Annotated in this window: 16 protein-coding genes; 8 read left to right on the forward strand and 8 right to left on the reverse strand. The window is 68.8% G+C overall.

Annotation, left to right across the window (positions count from 1 at the left end):
- Positions 1-3: 3 nt before the first annotated feature.
- The gene (locus VT85_RS14650; protein WP_068416564.1) at positions 4-417 is read right to left on the reverse strand and encodes a hypothetical protein; all 414 of its coding nucleotides are present in this window, start codon (positions 415-417) and stop codon (positions 4-6) included.
- 426 nt (positions 418-843) lie between these two features.
- Here VT85_RS14650 and mutY point away from each other — a divergent pair, with 426 nt between their 5' ends.
- Both mutY and clpX read left to right on the forward strand, forming a co-directional pair.
- A complete protein-coding gene (mutY, locus tag VT85_RS14655) occupies positions 844-1,989 on the forward strand; it encodes an A/G-specific adenine glycosylase (RefSeq protein WP_068416573.1) in 1,146 nt (381 codons plus the stop codon).
- Between the two features lie 433 nt (positions 1,990-2,422).
- On the forward strand, positions 2,423-3,784 hold the full coding sequence (gene clpX / locus VT85_RS14660; protein WP_082858611.1) for an ATP-dependent Clp protease ATP-binding subunit ClpX: 1,362 nt from the start codon (positions 2,423-2,425) through the stop codon (positions 3,782-3,784).
- Between the two features lie 18 nt (positions 3,785-3,802).
- Here clpX and VT85_RS14665 read toward each other — a convergent pair whose 3' ends face one another.
- Together VT85_RS14665 and VT85_RS14670 are read right to left on the reverse strand one after the other, a co-directional pair.
- Complete coding sequence (locus tag VT85_RS14665; RefSeq protein ID WP_068416577.1) at positions 3,803-4,918, reverse strand: pyridoxal phosphate-dependent aminotransferase; 1,116 nt, start codon at positions 4,916-4,918, stop codon at positions 3,803-3,805.
- 38 nt (positions 4,919-4,956) lie between these two features.
- Entirely contained in the window at positions 4,957-5,487 is a 531-nt protein-coding gene (locus tag VT85_RS14670; RefSeq protein WP_068416579.1) for an adenine phosphoribosyltransferase, read from the reverse strand.
- A 193-nt stretch (positions 5,488-5,680) separates the two neighbouring features.
- Here VT85_RS14670 and VT85_RS14675 point away from each other — a divergent pair, with 193 nt between their 5' ends.
- From VT85_RS14675 to VT85_RS14690, 4 genes are all read left to right on the forward strand, one after another.
- Positions 5,681-6,352: a response regulator transcription factor gene (locus VT85_RS14675; RefSeq protein ID WP_068416585.1), complete on the forward strand. Its 672-nt coding sequence runs from the start codon at positions 5,681-5,683 to the stop codon at positions 6,350-6,352.
- 4 nt (positions 6,353-6,356) lie between these two features.
- Positions 6,357-7,739, forward strand: coding sequence for an ATP-binding protein (locus VT85_RS14680; RefSeq protein ID WP_068416588.1), 1,383 nt, complete (start codon positions 6,357-6,359; stop codon positions 7,737-7,739).
- A gap of 151 nt (positions 7,740-7,890) precedes the next feature.
- On the forward strand, positions 7,891-8,913 hold the full coding sequence (locus VT85_RS14685; RefSeq protein ID WP_068416591.1) for a DUF1559 domain-containing protein: 1,023 nt from the start codon (positions 7,891-7,893) through the stop codon (positions 8,911-8,913).
- Positions 8,914-8,924: 11 nt separating this feature from the next.
- A complete protein-coding gene (locus VT85_RS14690) occupies positions 8,925-9,356 on the forward strand; it encodes a hypothetical protein (RefSeq protein WP_068416595.1) in 432 nt (143 codons plus the stop codon).
- Between the two features lie 21 nt (positions 9,357-9,377).
- Here the strand turns inward: VT85_RS14690 and VT85_RS14695 are convergent, their stop codons facing one another.
- Together VT85_RS14695 and VT85_RS14700 are read right to left on the reverse strand one after the other, a co-directional pair.
- On the reverse strand, positions 9,378-10,163 hold the full coding sequence (locus VT85_RS14695; protein WP_197490721.1) for a DUF6655 family protein: 786 nt from the start codon (positions 10,161-10,163) through the stop codon (positions 9,378-9,380).
- Positions 10,164-10,172: 9 nt separating this feature from the next.
- Positions 10,173-11,591 (reverse strand): peptidylprolyl isomerase, encoded by a 1,419-nt coding sequence (locus VT85_RS14700; protein WP_197490722.1) that lies wholly within the window; start codon positions 11,589-11,591, stop codon positions 10,173-10,175.
- 323 nt (positions 11,592-11,914) lie between these two features.
- Here VT85_RS14700 and ggt point away from each other — a divergent pair, with 323 nt between their 5' ends.
- A complete protein-coding gene (ggt, locus tag VT85_RS14705) occupies positions 11,915-13,657 on the forward strand; it encodes a gamma-glutamyltransferase (RefSeq protein WP_068416600.1) in 1,743 nt (580 codons plus the stop codon).
- Between the two features lie 67 nt (positions 13,658-13,724).
- On the opposite strand, the gene VT85_RS14710 is transcribed toward ggt, so the two are convergent.
- The gene (locus VT85_RS14710) at positions 13,725-13,979 is read right to left on the reverse strand and encodes a hypothetical protein (RefSeq protein WP_068416603.1); all 255 of its coding nucleotides are present in this window, start codon (positions 13,977-13,979) and stop codon (positions 13,725-13,727) included.
- A gap of 531 nt (positions 13,980-14,510) precedes the next feature.
- Here VT85_RS14710 and VT85_RS14715 point away from each other — a divergent pair.
- Positions 14,511-14,897: a response regulator gene (locus tag VT85_RS14715; protein ID WP_068416607.1), complete on the forward strand. Its 387-nt coding sequence runs from the start codon at positions 14,511-14,513 to the stop codon at positions 14,895-14,897.
- Positions 14,898-14,967: 70 nt separating this feature from the next.
- Here VT85_RS14715 and VT85_RS14720 read toward each other — a convergent pair whose 3' ends face one another.
- Both VT85_RS14720 and VT85_RS14725 read right to left on the reverse strand, forming a co-directional pair.
- Positions 14,968-17,379: a cellulase family glycosylhydrolase gene (locus tag VT85_RS14720; protein WP_068416609.1), complete on the reverse strand. Its 2,412-nt coding sequence runs from the start codon at positions 17,377-17,379 to the stop codon at positions 14,968-14,970.
- A 162-nt stretch (positions 17,380-17,541) separates the two neighbouring features.
- Positions 17,542-19,053: a hypothetical protein gene (locus tag VT85_RS14725; protein ID WP_068416614.1), complete on the reverse strand. Its 1,512-nt coding sequence runs from the start codon at positions 19,051-19,053 to the stop codon at positions 17,542-17,544.
- Between the last annotated feature and the right edge of the window lie 95 nt (positions 19,054-19,148).

The raw sequence follows: 19,148 nt of genomic DNA on the forward strand, positions 1-19,148 counted from the left end.
GCGTCAGACGCCGACGGCGCGACGGAGGGGGGAGGGGTTCGAGAGGGCCTGACGTCGCTCGCATTCGCGAACGAGTCCAACGGCCGCCCGGCGGTCGGACCGGATCGAGGCTAGGCAGGCGTCTTTCTTCTCGATGAGTCGCCTAAGATAAGCCTCGCCGAGTGCCCGACCCGACGAGGACGAGGAAAGCCGCCGCCGCGCCGCGTCGATCTTATCGCGGAGGCGGTCGAGGTCTTCGAGACGCCGGGCGTTCCGACTCCAGACCTGGGCGAGCCGGTCCGCCAGGAGGAAAGGAGTTAGGCCGGCCAGATCATCCAACGGCCCGGACGGATGAGCCACGGCGGGGGCATCGACCCGAGTGGAGAAACCTGCGGATTCCAACATCGGACGCTTCATCGTCAACGTCGTCTGGATCATGATGGCCGTCCTGAAAGATCATAAGGAAGAGAAGGCGTCATCGCCTCGATGGGAGGGATGCCACTCGTGGCCGTCCCTTTTGCGGATTTGGATTCCCGGCAAGAGAATCGTTTCGTGTGCAGACGGGATGATTGTTGCGTCGCCTAATCACTTCGGCTTAATCATTCCCGTTGATGCAAGTATGATGCATGGAGTAAGTGAGTCAAGCAGTCTTATAAAAAATCTGAAGATTAAGACGTTTTCTTGGGCGAGACGTCCTAAGGTTTGTTCTTCCCCTGATTTCCCCGGTATTCCCACAATGCACCCGTCGGAAGGATTGGAAAACGGGAAGCCAAGAATAGCGACAAATGCATGAATAATACGTTGCTTGCAATGGTGATTGCATTGATGATTTGACAGGGATCGGCCGCAGGAGGACCATGCTCGATGGGGGGAGATCTGGACGCGGGATGGGTGGCGACGATTCGTCGACGACTACTGGCGTGGTTCGCGACGGAGAAGCGAGACCTGCCGTGGCGGGCCGATCGGGATCCGTACCGCATCCTGGTGTCGGAGATGATGCTGGTGCAGACGACGGTTGCGGCGGTGGTGCCGTTTTTCGAGCGATTCGTCGGCGTCTTCCCGGATTTCGAAGCCTTGGCGGGGGCCGAGGAGGAGCGGGTCGTCAAGGCGTGGGAGGGCCTTGGCTATTACCGAAGGGCCCGGCAGCTTCACGCGGCGGCGAAGGCGGTCGTCGCCGAGCATGGGGGCCGGATGCCGGAAGACCCGGCCGCGGTCCTGGCGTTGCCCGGCGTGGGCCGGTACATGGCCGGGGCGATCCTCTCCCAGGCTTTCGACCGTCCCGAGCCGATCCTCGAAGCGAACTCGCAGCGCGTTCTGGCGAGGCTCCTGGCCTGGACCGAGGACCTTGCGACGACCTCATCGAAGAAGCGGCTCTGGGACGCCGCGGCGAGATTGGTCCCTCCGGAGCAGGCGGGGGATTTTAATCAAGCGATGATGGAACTGGGGGCTTTGATTTGCTCGCCGCGATCGCCTCGTTGCCTTTTTTGTCCGGTTGCGGCGGAATGCGAGGCGAGACGGCTAGGGATTCAGGACCAGATCCCTCGGACCAGGCCGAAGCCTGCGCCGACGGCGGTGCTCGAGGCCTGCGTGGTGGCGGTTCGCGAGGGCCGTGTGCTGATGGTGCGACGGTCGGGGCCGGGACTCTGGGCCGGGTTCTGGGAATTCCCGACGATCCATCGTGAGGGGGGCGATCCGGCTGCGCGCTCGTTCGGCGATCCCGTCGACCTGGCCGACGGGGTGGAACGTCTCACCGGGGTTCGCGTGGAGGTCGCCGGCCAGGTTCAGTCGATCACCTACGGCGTCACCCGGTATCGCGTCCGACTCGACGCCTACGCCGCGACCGTCGGCGGCGGGCGAGGGCGACGGAAGCCCCTACCCGGAAAAGGTTTGTCGGAAGCGGCCTGGGTCGATCCGGCGAGTTTCGGCGAGCTGACGCTGGCTGCGGCGGGCCGTCGTCTGGTCGCCGCGATCATTGATGAGCCGGAAGCGTGGGGCCTTGCGAGGCCCTGATCGAGCGCCGGCGACTGGAACTCCGCGGCCAGGATCCTTCCAACCGCTAGGATCTGCATGCGTGTCGCCGCCGGGGGCGGGTCTTCGCGAGCGGACTTGCTTGGGGTTGAACGGTGCTCTAGAATAGGATCGGATGGGGATGCACCGCCGAAGGGATAGGCGGGTGGCGAGGTCCGATCGATTCCCACGTCGATCCGATTTCCCAAGTCTCCCGGACCCAAACGGCGCCGGGACGCGCCGTCGAGCCCAAGGGCCGGCGCAGCCGACCGCGGCCGTCATGACGACCTCTCGCTGTCCTCTTCTCGAAATTCTCGGACGACGTCGACGGCGATTGCGGAAGAGGGCGGGCGTTCTCCGCACCCCGATCCCGCATCGGAGTCGGTCGCGACGTGGACGCGGCTTGATCCCTCGAATAGGGATGAAAGGGCTTGGTATGCCGTCAGGTAAGGACGTCACGGGTGGGGGTTCGGGGGGCGGTGGCAAGCGGGGCGGCGGCGGGGGCCTGACCTCCGGTGCCTCGGGAAGCACCAAGAAGAACGCCTACTGCTCCTTCTGCCGCAAGAATTATCGCGACGTCGGCCCCCTCGTCGAAGGGCCCGGCGACGTCTACATCTGCGGCGAGTGCATCGAGCTTTGCCAGTCGATCCTCGACCAGGAGCGTCGACGTCGGGGGGTCCCCAAGACCCTGTTCACCGACATCCCGACCCCTCGCGAGATCAAGACGCAGCTCGACGCGTACGTCATCGGCCAGGACCGCGCCAAGCGGGTCCTCTCGGTCGCGCTCCACAACCATTATAAGCGGCTGGTGCACGGCGAGGACCCGGAGCAGGAAGTCGAGCTCGACAAGTCGAACATCCTCCTGGTCGGGCCGACCGGCTGCGGCAAGACGCTGCTGGCGCGGACGCTCGCCCGGATCCTCAACGTCCCGTTCGCGATCGGCGACGCCACCACGCTGACCGAGGCCGGCTACGTCGGCGAGGACGTCGAGAACATCCTCCTGAAACTTTTGCACGCCGCCGACTTCGACCTCGAAGCCGCCCAGCGGGGCATCATCTACATCGACGAGATCGACAAGATCGGCAAGACGACCCACAACGTCTCGATCACCCGCGACGTCTCGGGCGAGGGGGTCCAGCAGGCGCTCCTGAAGATGCTCGAGGGGACCGTCGCCAACGTGCCCCCGCAGGGGGGCCGCAAGCACCCCGAGCAGCAGTACATCCAGATGGACACCAGCAACATCCTGTTCATCTGCGGCGGGACGTTCGTCGGCCTGGAGAACATCATCGCCCGCCGGGTGGGCCGCAAGACGATTGGCTTCGGCAGCCAGTCCCAGGCGGAGCAGCACACCGACCTGGGCGACCTGCTTTCTAAGGCGACCTCGGACGACCTGCTTGAGTTCGGCATGATCCCCGAGTTCATCGGCCGCCTCCCCGTCCTTTGCCCGCTCATGCCGCTGGACGAGTCGACGCTGGTTCGGATCATGACCGAGCCTCGCAACGCGCTGGTGAAGCAGTACAAGCGGTTCTTCGAGATGGAAGGCGCCGACGTCGAGTTCACGCCCGAGTCGCTGGTCGAGGTGGCCAAGATGGCCAAGACCAAGGACACCGGCGCCCGCGGCCTCCGGTCGATCGTCGAGGAGATCATGCTCGACGTGATGTACGAGCTTCCCGACCGCGCCGCCAAGGACAAGGGGAAGTACGTCGTCACCCCCGAGGTCGTCCGCAAGGAGAAGAGCCTGTTCGAGCTCCCACCCGCGCCGATGACCAAGGCCGAGAGGAAGAAGGAGAGCGCCTAAGCGCCCTCCTCGGATCGCTCAGGCCCCTCGCTCCGCCAGGTCGCGAAGGACGTCCAGGCCCCGCTTCAGCACGTCGTCGGCCACCGCGTACGAGATCCGGAAGTGGGTGTCGCGGCGGCTGAAGACGTTGCCGGGGATGATCAGCAATTCGCGCCTGGCGGCCTCGGCGCAGAACTCCGAGGCGGTCCCCCAGGGGGCCCTGGGGAAGGCGTAGAAGGCGCCTTCGGGGCGGGGCAGGTCGTACAGGCCGGCAAGGCCCTCGACGACGAGGTCGCGCTTGCGGCGGTAGGCTTCGATGTGCCCCGTCAGGTCCTGGTCGAGCGCATGGACGGCGGCGACCTGGAGCGGCGTCGGGGCGCAGATGAAGCTGAACTGCTGGAGTTTGGTCATCTCCTGGATCAGCCGAGAGGGGCCGTGCGCGAATCCCAGCCGCCAGCCGGTCATGCCGTAGGTCTTGCTGAAGCCGTCGACCACCAGGACGTCTTCGTTCCAGTCGGCCGGCGATCGGAACGGCCGGTCGTAGCAGAAGGCCTGGTAGACCTCATCGCTGATCAGCAGCACGCCCTTCTCGCGGCAGAGTTCGGCGAGGGCTTGCAGCTCCTCGGCCGTGGCGACCACGCCCGTGGGGTTGACCGGGCTGTTGACGATCACCGCCTTGGTGCGCGGGGTGATCGCGGCGGCGACCGCTTCCGCCCGGATCCGGAAGTCGGGATACGTGTCGATCAGGACCGTCTCGCCCCCGGCCATCGTCACCTGATGGTTGTACATGACGAAGTAGGGGTCGAAGACGATCACCTGATCGCCCGGCTCCACCGTGGCGAGCATCGCCAGCATGAGCGCGCCGGCGGTCCCGGAGGTCACGATCACCTGGCGGTCGGGCTGGCCGTGGGCCTCGTCCACGCGGGCCTGGAGCTTCGCCCGCAGCTCGGCGACCCCCTGCGTGACGGAGTACTGGTTGAAACCGTCTCGGATCGCCTCATAGGCGGCCTGCTTGACCGGCTCGTCGACGTCGAAGTTGGGCATCCCGATCGAGAGGTTGATCGGGTCTTTCATCGCCCTGGCCATCTCGAAGGCCTTGCGAATGCCCGAGGCGTCGATGTGGGCCATCCGTCCGGCGATCCAGCGCTCGTTCACGGTCGTTCCTCGAGGGAGAGGAGAGGAGACGGGGGAGTTCAGTAGGTCACGAGGCTGAAGATCTCGCACGGTTCGAGCTTGGCCCGGCCGCCGAGGAACGACAACTCGATCACGAAGGCGCAGGCGACGAGTTCCGCGCCGGTGGACTTCACGAGGTCGCGGCAGGCGCCCATCGTCCCGCCGGTCGCCAGCACGTCGTCGAGCAGGAGGACGCGACGGCCGGGGCCGAGGGCGTCGGAGTGGACCTCCAGCCGATCCTGACCGTATTCGAGCGCGTACTCCTGGGCGATGGTGGCGTAGGGGAGCTTGCCCGGCTTGCGGATCGGGACGAAGCCGGCGTTCATCTTGATGGCCAGGGGCGCGCCGAAGATGAAGCCGCGGGCCTCGGCGGCGGCGATGACGTCGATCCGCTTGTCTCGAAACTCCGCTTCCAGCAGATCGATCGAGGCCCGGAACGCCTCCGAAGAGCTGAGCAGGGGGGTGATGTCCTTGAAGAGGACGCCCGGCTTGGGGAAGTCGGGAATGTCTCGGATCCACTGACGGATGTCCACGGCGGCGGACGTTGCCATGATGCGGGTGCTCCAGGATCGGCGGACGGCGGGGCGCGGCGACGCGGGTCGGGCCGGGCACCGACCAATATCCGTGATGCGCCCGGGGTTGTCCAGACGCGCATCCGGCCGCGAAGGCTCGCGGGGGGGCGGACTTCGGATATCATGGAAGTCGCGACGGGCCGTCGATCGAAGGCGCATCCACGAGGCCGCCATGCCCCGGATCCTGATCGTCGAGGACGAGGATAAGCTCCGACGCGCCTTGCAACGCGGGCTGAGCGACGAGGGGTACGACGTCACGGCGGTGGAGGACGGCGATCTCGGCCTGGCCTTCGCGGTCGAGGAGACGTTCGACTGCCTGATCCTGGACCTCATGCTCCCCGGCCGCGACGGCATGGACATCCTGACGACGCTTCGGGCCGGCGGATTCCCGGGCCCGATCCTCATCCTCTCGGCGCGGGGGTCGCTCGAGGATCGGGTGCGCGGGCTCGACCTGGGCGCCGACGACTATCTAGCGAAGCCGTTCGCCTGGTCCGAGCTGCTGGCGCGGCTCCGGGCCTGCCTCCGGCGGCGGACGGTCGGCGAGGCTTCGCTGCTGCGCGCCGGTCGGATCGACCTGGACCGCGTCCATCGCCGCCTGAGCTGCGGCGCGCGCGAGGTCGAGTTGACGATCCGCGAGTGCGAGCTGCTGGAATATCTGATCCGTCGAGTCGGCCAGGTCGTCGACCGCGACCAGCTCGCGCGGGAGGTCTGGGGCGATCCGGGCGTGGTCCAGACCAACGTGATCGACGTGTTCGTGAACTACCTGCGCAAGAAGCTGGATCGGGTGGAGGCATCGGGGATGATCGACACGATCCGAGGCGTCGGCTACCTGCTGAAAGGCTGAATTCATGCCCCGGGCGAGCCTCCGCGTCCGTCTCACCTCCTGGCACGCGATGCTCCTCATGGCCACGATCGCCGCCCTGGGGGTCGCCGTCTTCATCCTGATGTCGCAGTCGCTCTTGCGGCGTGTCGACGCGATGCTCGACTTCGAGTTCGCGGAGGCCGCCGAGCGTCTGGCGGCGCAACTCCCCGTGGAGGCGCTGGCGGACTCGCCCGCCTTCCATCAGGAGTACTTCCTGAGGGTTCGGGACGGCCGGGGTCGGATCGAGGCCGAGAGTCCCGGCCTGTCCGGCCTCGACCTCCCCACGTCGTCGTCGGACGACGAGGACGCGTCCCCGGCCCATTCCAGCGTCGTCGTCGGCGGGATCGGCCGTTGCCGCGTCGTTACGGGGGTCGTGGGCCGCGGCGAGGGGCGTCGGGTCATCCAGATCGCGACGCCGCTGCGCACGTACGAGGCCGACCTCGCCGAGCTGCGGGGCGTCTTGTGGGCCATCCTGCCGGCGGGGCTGGCCGCGTCCACGCTCGGCGGCTACTGGCTGTCCGGCCGCGCGTTGGCCCCGGTCGGCCGGATGACCGAGGCCGCGCGGCGGATCTCGGCCGCGAACCTCGGCGAACGCCTGGAGGTCGCCGTGGAGGAGGACGAGTTGGGCCGGCTGGCGACGACCCTCAACGCGATGCTCGACCGGATCGATCGGGCGTTCGTCGCCGCCCGCCGGTTCACGGCCGACGCCGCCCACGAGCTGAGGACCCCGCTGACGTCCCTCCGCGCCGAGGCCGAGGTGGCCCTGATCGTCCCGCGATCCCCGGACGACTATCGCGATACGCTCCGGAGCGTGGTCGAGGAGGCGGACCGACTCGCGAGGCTGGCCGACCGGCTGCTGCTCCTCGCTTCCGAGGACTCCGGGGCGAGCCTCCCTCGTCGATCATTCCGGCTCGACGAGGCCGTGCGCGCGGCCGCCGCCCGGGCAGCCGAGCCGGCTGTTCGCGCCGGGATCGCGCTCCGCGTCGGGGACCTGCCCGTCGTCGCGGTCGAGGGGGATCGCGACCTGCTCCGGCAGGCGTTCGACAACCTGATCGAGAACGCGGTCAAGTACACGCCGGCCGGCGGGGTCGTGACGCTGGAGGGCCGCCTCGACGACGGCCGGGCGGTCGTCGAGGTGGTCGATACGGGGGTCGGAATCCCCGCGGACGCCCTGCCTCGGGTGTTCGACCGCTTCTTTCGGGTCGACGTCTCGCGGAGCCGCCGCACCGGCGGGACGGGGCTGGGCCTGAGCATCGCCAAGGCCGTCGTCGAGCGCCACGGCGGGACGATCGAGGCGGCCGGCGAGCCGGGGCGAGGCGCCACCTTCCGCGTCGCCCTGCCGATCGCCCCCGACGGCCCGGCCGCTTGACCCCGCCCCTCTCGGGCCGCGTTAGAAAGATCTAACCGAACCGGCCGTTCGCGGGCGCCACGCGGCGGGTAGCCTCGATCCTGGGCGGGACCCGAGCGGAGGCGCGGACTTCCGGGGGACGTCCCGAGACGACCTGGAATTGGAGGGGCGAATGTCGAGGATCGAACCGACCCGTGGGGGCGTCGACCGTGGCCGTGGGGGTTTCACGCTGATCGAGCTGCTGGTGGTGATCGCCATCATCGCGGTCCTGATCGCGCTGTTGTTGCCGGCCGTGCAGTCGGCCCGTGAAGCGGCCCGCCGCGCCCAGTGCGTGAACAACCTGAAGCAGCTCGGCCTGGCCCTGCACAATTACCTCTCCACGCACGAGGCCTTCCCGCCGGTCGTGGTTCTGCCGCGTACCCGCACGACGCAACCGTGGTCGGGCCTGACGCGGTTGCTCCCGCACATGGAGCAAGGGAATCTGTACAACGCGATCAACTGGAACCGGGACTTCGAGTTCACGTCGAACGTCACGCTGACCGGCACGCGCGTGGCCGGGTTCATCTGCCCGAGCGAGGCCAACGATCGGTCGCGGGTCACGCCGACCATGACCTACTACCCGAACAGCTACTGCTTCAACCAGGGGACCTGGTTCATCTACGACCCCCCCTCCGACACGGCCGGCGACGGCGCCTTCGAGCCCAACCGGGCCTTCAAGGCCGCGAGCTTCACCGACGGCCTGAGCAACACGCTGGGGATGTCCGAGACCAGGGCTTACCAGCCGAACTACTGGGACGGGGGCAATCCGTCGACCCTAGGCGTCGCTGCGCCGACGACGCCGGCGGCACTCGCGGCGTTCCTCGGCGGCACGTTCGACTCCAACGGCCACACCGAATGGGTCGAGGGGGACGTCCACGAGGTCGGCTTCACGACGACCTTCGCGCCCAACACCCGGGTCGGGGCCGTGGTGGGCGGCCAGCCGTTCGACGTCGACTACACCTCGATGCGCGACGGCGAGTCCACGACGCTCCCGACCTACGCCGCCGTCACCGCGCGGAGCTTCCACCCCGGCGTGGTGTCCGCGCTCATGATGGACGGCTCGGTGCGGGCCGTGAAGAGCTCGATCAGCCTCCAGGTCTGGCGCGGGCTGGGGACGCGGGCCGGCGGCGAGACCATCAGCTCGGACTCCTATTGATCGGAGGGTGCATGGACATTCATCGGCCGTCAAGGACCGGGCGCATCCCGGCGACCGCCTTCCTGATCGCGCTGATCGGGGCCGGCTGCGCCGGGAGCGGGGGGGGCGGCGGCGCGGCGGACGCTCCTCGGGAAGCCGCGTCGCGGTTCCTGGACGAAGTCCGGGCGGGCCGGTTGCAACCGGCCTGGGAAGGCGCCTCGACGGAGTTCAAGTCGCTTATGGGGGTCGAGAACCTCCGCGATCTGGTGAGGGCGCATCCCCCCCTGAAGTCGCCCGCCGAGTTCGTCGAGTCTCGGGCGATCGACCGCGACGGCGTGCGCCAGGCCGAGTGCGTCTTCCACGCCAGGGCGAAGGTTCGCGGGAAGGAGGTCGCGGCGACGATCACCGTCCTCGTCGCCCCCGACTCCGACGGCTGGAAGGTCGAGCGTCTGGGCGTGCAATGAGCCGGGTCGACACGCTTTCGCTCACGGTGCGAACGAGTCGAGGTCGCTGGCGGTGGCGGAGGGGGGGAGGGGGAGAGGCACGGCCTCGCCTCCCGCGGTCCCGTCGAAATCGAGGGCCGGCTGGCCGACGAGGCCGCCGGTGAGGTCGTGGGCGACGGGAATCCGCATGCCGTTGAACTCGGTGCTCTTGCGGATCGTGCCGCTCTGGATCGGGCCGACGCCGCCGACGTAGACGTCCTTGGCGTTCGACTTCGACTGCGAGGTCCCCGAGGTCCAGACGAGCTGGCCGGAGGCCCGGTCGTAGGCGAAGAGGGCCATCTTGACGACGCCGTGCTGGTCGGTGCGCTTGGCCAGCGACATCTCGGGGATGGTGCCGGCGGGGAGCCCGGTGATGGTCATCGGGATGGTCGTCTGGGGGATGCCGACCAGGAGGTTGTACTCGTCGGTGCCGTACGCGCCGACGCGGGCCTCGACGATCCACTGGGCCTGCTCGGCCTTGGTGCGGAGCAGGACCCCCTGCTGGAGCATGGCCTGCTTGAGGCTGGAGATCACCCAGCCCTGGTCGACGGCCGTGATGTGCTGGGTCTCCAGGAACACGGGGACGCCGGTCAGGGGCCGGAAGTCGATCCGCGACAGGGCGGCGTCCCAGGCGTCGGTCAGCAGCAGCTGCTCGGTCCCCGTGCGCGCCGTGTTCGTGGTCTTGACCGTGCCGCAGCCGGCCAGCGAGCTCGACAGCACGAGGCCCAGCGCGACGACGCCGGCTGCGCGGAAACTACGGTGCGTGGGCGGCGGGGCGGACTTCATCATTCGCTTCGATCACCGTCTGGAAAGCGACCGGGAAAGTCCGACGACGACGCGACGCCCCCCCCGGCGGGAGGCCGAGGGCGAGCGTCGACGCGTTCGGCCGGCGTCAGTCGGGGGCGCCCGGGGTCGGGGTGACGGCCGTCGGCGCGGCCGGCGTCCTGGGCGTCTTGACCTCCTTGAGCTTCTCGAACTGCGCCGCGGTGTCGGCCGAGACCGCGGCCGGGGTCGGCAGCTTGCGGGGGAGGCGGCGGGGGCCCCTTCGGGCCGGGCCGGGGCCTCGGGCGTGCTCGACTCGGGGTTGCTCATAAGCTTCACCTTGTCGTCGACCCGGAAGTCCGCTTCCTGCTCCTCGTTGGCCATCTTCAGGCTGCCGACGAGCTTGTTCTCGATCGCGGACTTGCGGATCAGCTCCTCGAAGACCTCGCCCATCTCCTCCTTGAGCTTGACCTCGAAGACCATCTCGTGGGTCTTGTTGCGGATGCTTTCATCCTTGAGCGTGACGTTGGTGTTGGCCGGGATGATCCCCTCGCGGCGGAGGATGATCCAGGCACCTTCGCTGGCCTGGATGGGGCCGGTGAAGTCGCCGTTCTTGGGCTTGTGGGACGGGTCCTTGTCGGCCGGGTCGCCGTCGAGGAGCTGGGCGAACGCGGCGTCCGAGACGGTCTTGGGATGGGCGTGGCGGGTGATCGGCTCGCCGAGGAGGCCGCCCAGCGAGCGGGTGGCCAGGTCCATCGACTGCTCCTGGGCCATCTTCTCGAATCCGGCGGGGTTCTTGCGGAGGGCTTCCCAGATGTCCTGGGCCTTGGAGAGCTTGTCGACCATGATCAGGCGGCAGCGGAGCTTGTCGCCGTACTGGGCCTCGAACGCCTGCTTGACGTCGTCCTCGGTCACCTGGACGCGGCCGTCGCACAGCTTGCGCATGGCGAGGGCGGGGAAGATCACGTCGCGGGCGTACTGGAAGGGGCTGATCCCGCGCTCCTTGTCGAGCGTGCGGAGCCAGGCCTCGCGGCCGATGCCGAACCGGGCGGCGACGTTGTCGATCTCCTGATCGATCTCGGCGGCGGTCACTTCCTTCTTCTGGGCCTTGAGGGCCTGCTCGATGAGCGACCGGTTGATCAGGGTTTCGAGGATCTCCTTGCCCTTCCGCGCGACGCATTCGTCGGCGAGCTGGGCCCGGGTGATGATCTGATCGTTGACGACCGCGATGGCGTCGGTCGGGTTGACGGGGACCGCCGTCTCCTTCAGGGGGGGGACGTCGATCTGGTCGAGCCGGACCTTGGCGGCCGGGGCTTCGGCGCCGGCCGTCGCCCTGGCGGCCGGGGCCCCTCGGGGCGCCTGCTGGGCGAAGGCGGGGACGGCCGCCGCGCCCCCAAGAATCGTCAGTCCCACCACCCAGCCGCGGGCGGTCCGACCGCCATCCTTTGCGATCATCGTGTTGCGTCTCCCCATTCCGTGATTCGGTTCGAGATCGTCTCAAGTCCGCGGACGAAACGGTCGAGAATTTAGAAGCTCGGGCTCGATCGGTCAACCTCAAGATCTGAAGCCCGACGCCCCCTCCACGTCCCGTCCCGCCGGGCGCCTCCGCCCCGTCGGGCAAGAGAGCGTGCCCACGCCTCGCCTCAGCTGCTAGACTGGCTGCCCAGGGAAAAACGTACCGACGCGGCCGGACGACGCAAGATCCTCGGATCAGGCCCGGCTGCGAGGGCGACGACGCTTGGCGACGCAGCGAACCTCGAGGCGGGACGGACGAGTCGATGGCAAATCTCGGATTTTCAAGGGGACGCGCGGCGGGCTGGCTGCTGCTGGCGGTGGTCCCCGTCGCGGCTTTCGGGCAAGGCGGGACGTTCACCAAGTACGCGGTCTCCGCGCAGGAGTCGCACGCGGCCGACGTCGGCCGGGACGCGCTTCGCGCGGGGGGCAACGCCATCGATGCGGCGGTGGCCACGGCGTTCGCCATGGCCGTGACGCTCCCCGAGGCCGGCAACCTCGGCGGCGGCGGGTTCATCGTCGCCTACCTCCCCGCCTCGAAGCGGGTCGTCGACCTCGATTTCCGCGAGACCGCGCCGGGGTCTTCCACCCCCCGGATGTACCTCGACGCCGAGGGGAACCTCCTCCCACGCCACCGCGCCGGCGCCTGGGCGGCCGGCGTCCCGGGGACCGTCCGGGGCCTGGGGACGGCCCATGCGAAATGGGGCAAGCTCCCCTGGCGCGACCTCGTGGCCCCCGCCGTGAAGCTGGCTCGCGAGGGCTTCCCGATCTCCGACGAGCTGGCCGTCGCGCTCAACGTGCAACTGCGGCCCCGGGGGGGCGACGAGGGCCGGGGACGGGTCGGCGACCGGATGGCCGATTTCCCCGAGTCGGTCGCCGCCTTCGGCAAGCCGGACGGCCAGCCGTGGAAGGGGGGCGACCTTCTCGTCCAGGGCGACCTCGCCTCCACTCTGGAACGGATCGCCGCGGAAGGCCCCGACGAGTTCTACACCGGCCGCACCGCCGATCTCATCGCCGCCTACATGACCGAGAACGACGGCCGGATCAGCCGCAAGGACCTGGCGGACTATCGCGCCAAGGAACGCCCCCCGGTGAGGACGACTTATCGCGGCCATGACGTCTACAGCGTCGGCCCGGCGTCGTCCGGCGGCGTCGTCCTCTGTCAGATGCTCAACATCCTGGAGCGCTACGACCTCATGGCCGACGGCCCCCAGTCGCCTCGGACCCTCCATCGCGTGACCGAGGCCATGCGCCGGGCGTATTACACCCGCGCCACCAGGCTCGGCGACCCCGACTTCGTCGACGTGCCGTTCGCGGACCTGGCCTCCAAGGCCGCCGCCGACGAGCTGGCGCGGTCGATCGACGACTCCCGCGCCACCCCCAGCGCCGAACTCGCCCCGTTCCCGATCGTCTCGACCGAGCCGGACCACACCACCCACTTCTCGGTGATCGACGGCGAGGGGGGGGCGGTCGCGATGACCTACACCCTTGAGGACAGCTACGGCGCCAAGGCCGTGGTCAAGGGCGCCGGGTTCCTGCTCAACAATGAGATGGGCGACTTCAATCTGAGGCCGGGCCGGACCGACGACGCCGGGGCGATCGGGACCTATCCCAACCAGATCGCCCCCGGCAAGCGGATGCTCAGCTCGCAGTGCCCGACGCTCGTCCTGAAAGACGGCAAGGTCCGCATGGTGACGGGGTCGCCGGGCGGGCGGACGATCCCCAACACCACGCTCTGGGTCGTCCTCAACGTGCTGGAATTCGGGCTCGAACCCCAGGCCGCGGTCGACGCCCCCCGCACCCACCACTCCTGGTTCCCGGACGTCGTCGCCCTGGAAGGGCGGGAGTGGCCGCAGGAAACCCTGAAGGCGCTGACCGACATGGGGCACAAGCTGCGGACCGGCGGCCGACAGGGGAACGCCAACTCGATCGTCGTCGATCCGGCCGACGGCCGAATCTTCGGCGCGCCCGACCGGCGTCGCACCACCACCAAGGCCTCGGGGGATTGAACCGCCGCCTCGACCACGGCGGTCGTCGCCCCCTCGTCCGACGGGGGGCGACCGAACTCGCCCGGGCTCAGGACGACTGGATGTCGCTCTCCACCTCGATCGGCTGATAGCCCACGATCCGGATCAGGAGCCGGACCACGACGAGGATCGCCAGCGTGGCGCCGATGATCGGGGCCGTATAACCGTAGAATCCCAGGATCAGGAAATCGGCCACGCCGCCGATCGCCGCCGCGATCACGATCAGGGCGATCGAGAAGACGAGGAATTTCAACCAGTGGACGTCCTTCTCACCGTGGCGGACGTCGACGAACATCGGTTTCATCAGAGACTCCCTCATACTTCGCGAGCGGCCGTCGAGCCGGCGCGCCGTTCAACGTTCCCGTCCGTGGGGGGATTCGCCCCGGGCGTCCCGGCATTCCGAATCACCGACGGCCCACGGATCATTTACGCGGACGCCGTGGCCATCCGAGGACGTGTCGCGTCGGACCTTCGCTGCCGAGAGATCGTCGCGCCTGAACGCATCGACAGGACGTTTCTTGGCGAATTGCTTGGTCTTTCACGACGACCCAATGATACCATTAGCGAAAGGGTGACGTGACGGGAATGCTCGAAATCACCAGGTCGAGTTCCCAGGGAACCAGGTCCGTGGATGTTGCCGCGAACGCGAGGCGCCCGGAACGGTCGACCGCTCGGCGGGACATCCCGCAGCCTAATTGTAAGGCCCGGGAATTCGGGAGGGAATCCCCCATTCGTGCAGGAGACGATGTCGACGGCTTGATATTTGCATCGCCAGTTCAAGCATGATCAAGGGATGGCGTTGGGCTTGCGTTCGCAGAAGGCAGGAGTTCCGATCATGAAAAAACTCGCTCCCGCTCAAGGTTCGCGCGTCCTGATCGTCGACGACAACCGAGACACCGCCGACACCACGGCCATGATACTGCGAATGTACGGCTTCGACGTGGCGGTCGCCTATGATGGGCGCTCGGCCCTGCAGAAGGCCAAGGGGTATGACCCCGACGTCGTGCTGCTCGACCTCTCGCTCCCCGACATCGACGGCTGCGCCGTGGCCGAATCGCTGCGGAACGACGGCCTCGATCGGGCCTTGCTGATCGCGGTCTCCGGACACGGCCCGGACGACGCGGCCTGGGCCCATCCCTACTTCTCGGATCGGCTGGTCAAGCCCGTGGCCAAGGACGCCCTGGTCTCGCTCCTGAAGCGACTGCAGCCCGCCAACTCCTAGAACCGCCGACGGTGGCGCGAGGGAAGAAGACGCAAGGTCTTCTCCTCCCGCCGCGGGCCGTCGGCCGCCCTCACCAAACGATGTGGACGGCGTCGACCTCCAACTCCAACTCGTTCGCGTCGACGTCGCCGTTCAGACCGAGACTGATCTTGCGCACCGCCTTGCGGTCCAGCTTCCCATCCGGGTCGGGGGCGTTGGCGTTGCTGCGCTCCATCGCGTCGAAATCGAGCCGGACGACATGCCAGTCGCCGTCGGCCGGGAACAGGCTGGCGACGTTGATATAGCCGACCCCGGTCTCTCCCTCCCAGAGGAAGGCCCGGACGTCCCCCGCGCCCCGACGTCGGGCCCGGAGGATCAGTCCCTTCGCCTCGGCGAGATCGACCGAATCCGGGAGCCGGAAGTACGGATAGGCCCAGCGATCGGTCCCGGGCTCATGAGCGACGTCCAGCCGCCAGCCGTCGGTCTCGACGGCCCGCATCGTCATCCGTCCCCCGGCGGCGATGTTCGGAGACCATCGCGAGAGATCCTCGATCGGCAGCCGGACCGAACGCGAGACCCTGGCGAGGGCCACTTCGAGCTTGGCCTCCCCGAAGACCGCCAAAGACAGTCGATCGCGGATCCCGCGCTCATTGCGGGCGGTGACGAGGACTCTCGCCGGGGCGAAGTCGGCGAAGGCGTCCGAGAGGTCGACCGTCCATTCCACCTCCGCCTGCGATCGCGGGCCGACCTCGACGCGGCGGGGTTCGGCGACCGTCCCCACGTCCGGCCGCTCCACCCCGAGCGTCAGGTCGAGCGATTCGGCCGTCTCGCCGAGGTTGACCACCTCGACGCGCACCGGCAGGGACGTGACGCCGGCCTTGAGTCGATAGCCCGTCGAACTCGGCGTCGCGACCATCGGGTCGAACCGATGGCGGAGCACGATCGGCGAGGGCTCGCCCCGTACGGGCTCGGCGTCGCGGGCCGGGTGCAGGCTCATCGCGCGGGTCTCTGCGTCGATCATCGGGGCGAGAGCCGCTCGCTCGAACCAGGCGTAGGCCAGGCCGTCGGTGAGCGGGAAGCCGCCGTCGCGGACGGGAACCGCCCGGCCGTCGGCCGCCTCGACGTGATCGGGCGTCACGGCAAGCCGGATCGGCTCGCCCAGGTCGGTTTCGGACAGCGTGGAGGCGATCACGACGACGGCGCGCCTGGCGTCGCCGAAAACCCGGGAGCGGAGGATTCGAGGGGCGTCGCACTTCAGGTCGCCGAGATAGGAGAGGCCGCCCAGTGCGTGGATCGCCTGCGCGTACGCGGCCATGCTCCGCAGCGGGGTCGCGCTACGGTCCATGACGCTGAAGTTGTTCGCGTTCTCCTCGTAGAACGGGTAGACGAACGTGAAGAACCGCTCGACGCCGCACGCCCGCGCCTCGACCGCCTTCATCACGATCTGCGCCGCGCTGGCGCGGTCCTGATCGATGGGAGGCCGTTCGGGACCGCGCTTCCAGGGCCAGCCACATTCGGTGATCCAGAGCGGCATGTCGCCGTGGCCCGAAGCCCGCAGCCATTCGCGAAACCGGACGTTGACGTCTTCGAAGCTCTCGGCGGGGCCGTAGTCGTGGAAGCTGAAGGCGTCGACCCGTTCGAGCAGCCCCCCCTGGGCGCAGGCCCTGAGGAACTCGGGCGCGTGATGGGCCATCACGCCGCCGACGATCGGCACCCGGACGGGGGCCTGGCGGAGCCCGAACGACACGGCCTTGGCGTAGGCCGAATACTGGTCGCCGGGCATGTCGCCGCCGAAGCTGATCTCAGGCTCGTTCCAAATCTCGATCCCGCCCCAGGTCCGATCCCAGCGGCGGGCGATGGTCTTCCAGGCGTCGGCCGTCGCGACCAGGTCTCTTGAATACTTGCCGACCCGACCGGCCCATTCGGGCGCATCGTGGCCCATCTCCAGGACGGGGATTCCCGCGCGTCGATAGGATTCCCGCAGACGTTCGAAGCGAGCGCCCGATTCCCAGTCCCAGCGACCGGGCTCAGGCTGGATCGCCTCCCAGGTCATGCGCTCACGGATCATGGCGAGGCCGAAACCCTGCGCCAGGGCGATCAACTCGTCGCGGGTCGCGTCGTCGTCGACGAGCCAGGACATCGCCGCGTCGATCGCGAAGAACGGGTCGGGCGTCCCCCGGGCGTGGGGCAGGGCGACGACCCCGAAACGCTGCGAGAGCGCCGGAAATTCGACCTCGTGATAGCCCTGGGGGAACGCCCGCTCGACGCGGACCCCCTCCGGCGTCGCGACGGCCTTCGCCCGCGCCTCCTCGGTCCCCCGATAATCCCGTACGATGTAGTCCAGGGCGTCCCCGTCGGCTTCCCCCGTCCGCTTCCATTCCAGGACCGTCGGCGCGTCCGGGACGACGTGGAACCGCCGGGCGGCGATGGGGGCGAGCGGGCCGTCGGGAGCGGGAGGGGCGGAGAGGAGAGCCGTCGCGAGGAGGAGGGTCGCGGGTGTCATGGCGTCTCGGGGGTTGGCGTGGCGAGCGTCGGAACTCCCGCGCGGAGGGCGGGCGACGTCTCGACCCAGTCTAGATCCCTTTCGGGCCGAGTTGTAGAACCCTCCGTCTGGAGCCGTCCCGTCACCTACGGTATCCCTGAGCGTGGAACCCCGCTCGGTCGATCAGGGCGGAAAGACGAGCTGGATCAGGCCCTGGAGCCCCAGAGTCTGGACTCCGGTGAGCAAGATGGTGACGAGGACGGCCTGGAGGCCGCCGCCGAGACCTGCCAGCCCGGCACCGGCGGCCGTGAAGAGGGGGGGCAGGAAGATTATCCAGAGTCGCGCGACTTCGCCCCTGTTGAGGCCGGACAGATCCGTGATCGCCACGACGGCCAGGGCGCACCAGAAGGTGCGAGGCACACGCCGAAGCTCGGTGATCACGCCGGCGAGGCCCCACACGACGGCCGGCAGCCCCGCCGCGATCGCCAATTCGACGGGATTGACGAGCAACCACGGGAGGTAGGAACGGCGGCCCCCATCGTAGAACCGCGAGTTGTGATGCAGGTTCCACCACCACACGGCGAACGGATCGGCCCCGGTCGCCAGCCGGGCGATCGCGACCCCGGCGAGGAACCCGACGCCGATCCAGGCGATCGTCTCGAATCGTCTCGTCCAGGGGATCGACCGCGTCGTCAGCACGATCAGGGCGACGATGAGGCCGATCGGCAGGAACGCCAGCGTGAACATCATGCCGAACGCCATCACGACGCCCGAAACCGTCGCCAGCCCGGCTGACGCCCACGCCCCGACCCCGGGCCTCTCCCGGAGCCGCGAAGCCCAGGCCGCCGCCGCCAGCGCCGTCGCCGAGAGCAGGGGGTAGCCGGCGTCGGCCAGCGGCTGGAACAGGTTCAGGGCCGGGGCCAGCGGCCAGAGCGCGGCCGTCGCCCAGGCGAATCGCGGCGGCAGTGACTCCCGCGCCAGCAGGTAGATCGGCGCGACGGTCCCGGCGCAGGCGAGGAGCGTGATGAGGCTCGCCAGGTAGAGCGCCGCCCGGTCGGCCCTCGGGATCACCAGCTCCTGCATGGCCTCGACCTGCTCGAAGCCCTTGACCATCGAGGGGGGCGTCGCGGCTGTGAGCCAGTCGGCCGCCGCGTCGTTCCGCTCCATCAAGGCGAGCAGGCCGCAGTACGTCGCGATCAACCCCGGCGGGTGCGTGCCGAGATGGTCGGCCCCTCGCTCCGCGATCCAGTTGGGGTAGTCGGCGAGGAACTTCGCGGGAGAGTGAGCGGCCTCCCGCCGGGCGACCTCGTAGTAGCCGGTGGATTCGCGAAGGCAGTGGATCACGGCCCATTTCGTCGGGCCGAACCCCTCGGGGGCACCGACCACGATGAAGACCTGGAGCGCCGCGGCGGAGGCGGTCAGCCCGGCGACCCAGCCCATCTCGCGCCAGGCTCGCCCTGAGGAGACGCCGAGCGCCCGATACCCCAACACCGCGAGGCCGCCGTAGGCCGCCACGCCCGTCGCGGCGATCAGGAGCCGCGCGAACGCGGGCTCCTTCCGGACCCGGGGCCATTCCCATTCGCCCTCGACTCCCAGCGGCAGGTCGCGGGTGTAGATGCCCGTGAGCATCCCCAGCACGAGCATCGCCGCGAGACCCAGGACCAGGTCGATCTTCCGCTTGTCCCCCGCGCTCATGATCGGAAACTCCGGCGGCCTCGCTTCCCTGTCCGAAGCTGCCGCATGCGAGCGCGCCATGGACGTTGGTTCAGTTTACGGAGACGCACGAGGAT

The sequence above is a fragment of the Planctomyces sp. SH-PL62 genome (assembly GCF_001610895.1).
Classification (GTDB): domain Bacteria; phylum Planctomycetota; class Planctomycetia; order Isosphaerales; family Isosphaeraceae; genus Paludisphaera.

Excerpts from the sequence above, each read along its gene's own strand:
- VT85_RS14725 (WP_068416614.1), bottom strand. The coding sequence starts at position 19,053 with ATGAGCGCGGGGGACAAGCGGAAGATCGACCTGGTCCTGGGTCTCGCG.
- VT85_RS14675 (WP_068416585.1), top strand. The coding sequence starts at position 5,681 with ATGCCCCGGATCCTGATCGTCGAGGACGAGGATAAGCTCCGACGCGCC.
- VT85_RS14680 (WP_068416588.1), top strand. The coding sequence starts at position 6,357 with ATGCCCCGGGCGAGCCTCCGCGTCCGTCTCACCTCCTGGCACGCGATG.
- clpX (WP_082858611.1), top strand. The coding sequence starts at position 2,423 with ATGCCGTCAGGTAAGGACGTCACGGGTGGGGGTTCGGGGGGCGGTGGC.
- VT85_RS14695 (WP_197490721.1), bottom strand. The coding sequence starts at position 10,163 with ATGATGAAGTCCGCCCCGCCGCCCACGCACCGTAGTTTCCGCGCAGCC.
- VT85_RS14685 (WP_068416591.1), top strand. The coding sequence starts at position 7,891 with ATGTCGAGGATCGAACCGACCCGTGGGGGCGTCGACCGTGGCCGTGGG.
- VT85_RS14715 (WP_068416607.1), top strand. The coding sequence starts at position 14,511 with ATGAAAAAACTCGCTCCCGCTCAAGGTTCGCGCGTCCTGATCGTCGAC.
- VT85_RS14670 (WP_068416579.1), bottom strand. The coding sequence starts at position 5,487 with ATGGCAACGTCCGCCGCCGTGGACATCCGTCAGTGGATCCGAGACATT.
- mutY (WP_068416573.1), top strand. The coding sequence starts at position 844 with ATGGGGGGAGATCTGGACGCGGGATGGGTGGCGACGATTCGTCGACGA.
- VT85_RS14690 (WP_068416595.1), top strand. The coding sequence starts at position 8,925 with ATGGACATTCATCGGCCGTCAAGGACCGGGCGCATCCCGGCGACCGCC.
- VT85_RS14650 (WP_068416564.1), bottom strand. The coding sequence starts at position 417 with ATGATCCAGACGACGTTGACGATGAAGCGTCCGATGTTGGAATCCGCA.
- VT85_RS14720 (WP_068416609.1), bottom strand. The coding sequence starts at position 17,379 with ATGACACCCGCGACCCTCCTCCTCGCGACGGCTCTCCTCTCCGCCCCT.
- ggt (WP_068416600.1), top strand. The coding sequence starts at position 11,915 with ATGGCAAATCTCGGATTTTCAAGGGGACGCGCGGCGGGCTGGCTGCTG.
- VT85_RS14710 (WP_068416603.1), bottom strand. The coding sequence starts at position 13,979 with ATGAAACCGATGTTCGTCGACGTCCGCCACGGTGAGAAGGACGTCCAC.
- VT85_RS14700 (WP_197490722.1), bottom strand. The coding sequence starts at position 11,591 with ATGATCGCAAAGGATGGCGGTCGGACCGCCCGCGGCTGGGTGGTGGGA.